Here is a 3,568-nt window from a genome sequence, read left to right as displayed (position 1 = left end):
TCGACAAGACCCTGCTCGAGGCCGTCAAGGACCCGTTGACGCACCTGGTGCGCAACTCCGTCGACCACGGCATCGAGGCGCCCGAGGACCGCAGGAAGGCCGGCAAGCCCGCCGAGGGCGTCCTCACCTTGCGCGCCCGGCACGAGAGCGGCCAGGTCGTCGTCGAGGTGGCCGACGACGGCGCGGGCATCGACCCGGCCAAGCTCGGCGCCAAGGCGGTGCAGCGGGGGCTGGTCACCGCGGACGCCCTCACCCGGATGAGCCCGGCGGACATCCTGCAGCTGATCTTCCTGCCCGGCTTCTCCACCGCCGCCGCGGTCACCAACGTCTCCGGCCGTGGCGTGGGCATGGACGTCGTCAAGACCAACATCGAGGCCATCGGCGGCACCATCGAGGTCGAGTCCGACCCCGCTGTCGGCACCGTCTGCCGGCTGCGCATCCCCCTGACGCTCGCGATCGTCCCGGCGCTGACCGTCGAGTGCGCCTCCGACCGCTACGCCATCCCGCAGATCAGCCTGCAGGAGCTGGTGTCGCTGGACGCCGAGAAGGCCGCCAACGCCGTCGAGGAGGTCGGCGGCGCACCGGTCTACCGGCTGCGCGGCGAGCTGCTGCCCCTCGTCCGGCTCACCGACGTCCTGGGGCTGGCCTCGGAGCGGCACGACGGCCACGTCGTCATCGCCGTCCTGCGCTCCGAGGGCCGGCGTTTCGGTCTCGTCGTCGACCGGGTCATCAACACCGAGGAGATCGTCGTCAAGGCGGTCGGCGGCCAGCTCAAGGCGATCGGCCTCTACTCCGGTGCCACCGTCCTCGGCGACGGCACCGTCGCCCTCATCCTCGACGTCCAGGCGCTCGCCCGCCGCGCCCTGCGCACCGAGAGCATGGAGCGCCAGGAGCGGCGGGAGGCCGCGGCGGCGAAGGCCGACGCCGCGACCGAGGGCGACCGGCAGCGGATGCTCCTCGCCGCCATCGGCGGCGGTCGCCGGGTCGCGATCCCGCTCGACACGGTCACCCGGCTCGAGCAGGTCCGCGCCGAGGCGGTGGAGAAGGTCGGCAACCGGGAGGTCGTGCAGTACCGCGGCGCGATCCTGCCGATGGTCCGGCTCGACCGGCACCTGGGCGCCTACGGTGAGACCGACCGCGAGGTCCTCGAGGTCATCGTCTACGCCGACCACGGCCGCAGCGTCGCCATCGTCGTCGAGGAGATCCTCGACATCGTCGACGGCGAGGCCGCGGTGCGCAGCGACATCGACGACCTCGGCCTGCTGGGCTCCGCCGTCCTCGGGGACAAGGTGACCGAGCTGCTCGACGTCCGCGCCGCGATCCTGGCGGCCGACCCGGCCTTCTACTCGGCCCCCACCGCCCTCACCCCCGACCCCTCGGCGCCGGACGGCGTCCCCACTTCTCTGCTGGAGGTCTGACGTGACCGCACCCACCCACGCCCGGGTCACGAGCGGCCAGCTCGCCACCTTCCGGCTGGACGGCGACCTGTACGGCATCGAGGTCGAGCACGTGCAGGAGGTGCTGCGCAGCCAGCAGCTCACCCGCGTGCCGCTCGCCCCCGCCGCCGTCGCCGGCCTGATCAACCTGCGCGGGCAGGTGGTGACCGCCATCGAGCTGCGCGAGCGCCTCGGCCGGCCGCCGCGGCCCGAGGGCACCGACCCCGTGGTCATCGTGGTGCGCCTGCACGGCGAGGCCGTGAGCATGCTCGTCGACTCCATCGCCGACGTCGTCGACGTCGACGCCAACGACTTCGAGGCGCCGCCGGACACCCTCGAGGGCCAGGCGCGGGACCTCATCCGCGGCGCCTACAAGCTGCACGGCCAGTTGCTGCTCGCCCTGGACGTCCAGAAGGCGGTCAGCGCCTGACCCCCTCCCTCGGGAAAACCATCCGACGGCCCCCGTCCCGGCTCCGCGTCCGGGACGGGGGCCGTCGGTGTTGCGCCGTCGGCCGCCGGAGCGGTGATACGGCTCACTTCCGCCCGGTTCGGTTCCCCGGCGGGGAAGTCCGGCCGATAGAGCCGGTACAGCCGGGACAGCGCGGTCCCCTCGTCCTGTCCCGCCTGCCCAGGAGAGCGTCATGCGTCCCCTTCCCGCCCCCCGCCGCCCGGCGGCCTGGTTCCTCGACCGACCGGTCGGCGTCAAGGTCGGGGCGGCCCTCGGGACCCTCGCCGTGGTCGCCGTCGGCATCACCGGTCTGGCCGCCGACCGCATCAGCCACCTGCGCGACGCCGAGCAGGTGCTCTACACCGACACGGTGCTCCCCCTGACCGAGCTGTCGGAGATCCAGCGCAGCTTCCAGGGTGACCGCGCGCGGGTCATCCAGTACGCCATCGCCGACGTGGCCACCCGCCAGGAGCTGCGCACCGAGCTGGCCGAGCGGCGCGTCGACATCCAGGAGCAGATCGACGCCTACCGGCCCAAGGCCGTCGACGCCGCCTCCTTCGCGGAGTTCGAGAAGCAGCTCGCGGCCTACTACGAGCTGGTCGAGGAGGGGCTCTTCCCCTACGCGGACGCCGGTGACCTCGGCACCTACGGCGTGGTCTTCCAGCAGCAGGTCCGGCCGCAGACGACGGCGCTGGTGGAACCGCTCCAGGCCGAGAACGTGGCCCAGTCCGAGCTGGCGGCCGAGCGCGCCGCCCAGGACCGGGAGGACGCGGGGAGCGCCCTCACCGTGCTCTGGACGACGCTGGTGGCCGGGATCGCCGTCGCCGTCGCCCTCGCGTCCTGGGTGGTGCGCCGCCTCACCGGCACCGCCCGCTCGGTGCAGCGTTCCCTCGAGGGCATGGCGGCCGGGGACCTGACGGTCGCCCCCGGCACCGCCGACCAGGACGAGCTGGGCCGGATGGCGGGTGCGCTCGTCACCGCCCAGGAGACCCTGCGCGAAGTGCTCGTGTCGGTGGCGGCCTCCGCCGACGCCGTCGCCGCCTCGTCGGAGGAGCTGTCGGCGTCCTCGGCCCAGATCTCGGCCTCGGCGCAGGAGACCAGCGCGCAGTCGGGCGTCGTGGCCGGGGCGGCCGAGGAGGTCTCGCGCAACGTGCAGACCGTCGCGGCCGGCGCCGACGAGATGGGTGCCTCGATCCGCGAGATCTCGCAGAACGCCAACGAGGCCGCTCGGGTGGCGGCGGCGGCGGTGAGCGAGGCGGAGGTCACCACGGCGACGGTGACCCGCCTCGGGGAGTCCTCGCGGGAGATCGGGGACGTCGTCAAGGTGATCACCTCGATCGCCGAGCAGACCAACCTGCTGGCGCTCAACGCCACCATCGAGGCGGCCCGCGCCGGTGAGGCGGGCAAGGGGTTCGCGGTGGTGGCCAACGAGGTGAAGGAGCTGGCGCAGGAGACGGCCAAGGCCACCGAGGACATCGCCCGCCGCGTCGAGGCGATCCAGCAGGACACCGGTGGGGCGGTCGCCGCGATCGGCCGCATCAGCGAGGTCATCGGGCAGATCAACGACTTCCAGCTCACCATCGCCAGCGCCGTGGAGGAGCAGACCGCCACGACGAACGAGATGTCGCGCTCGGTGGGGGAGGCCGCGGACGGCTCCGGCCAGATCGCGACCAACATCGGCGGC

At 73.4% G+C, this 3,568-nt stretch carries 3 protein-coding genes; all 3 read left to right on the top strand.

Translation table 11 applies throughout. The annotated features are described in order from the left end of the window. Positions 1 to 1,418, top strand: a 1,418-nt coding sequence (locus tag ACFSHS_RS06675; protein ID WP_376873364.1) for a chemotaxis protein CheW, incomplete at its 5' end; no start/stop codon positions are given. Position 1,419: 1 nt separating this feature from the next. Then, entirely contained in the window at positions 1,420 to 1,866 is a 447-nt protein-coding gene (locus ACFSHS_RS06670) for a chemotaxis protein CheW (protein WP_376873362.1), read from the top strand. A 211-nt stretch (positions 1,867 to 2,077) separates the two neighbouring features. Further along, positions 2,078 to 3,568 (top strand): methyl-accepting chemotaxis protein (locus tag ACFSHS_RS06665; protein ID WP_376873360.1); only part of this gene is annotated, 1,491 nt, incomplete at its 3' end.

Source organism: Blastococcus deserti, assembly GCF_042682525.1.
Classification (GTDB): domain Bacteria; phylum Actinomycetota; class Actinomycetes; order Mycobacteriales; family Geodermatophilaceae; genus Blastococcus_B; species Blastococcus_B deserti.
This window is presented reverse-complemented; position numbering and strand designations above follow the sequence as displayed.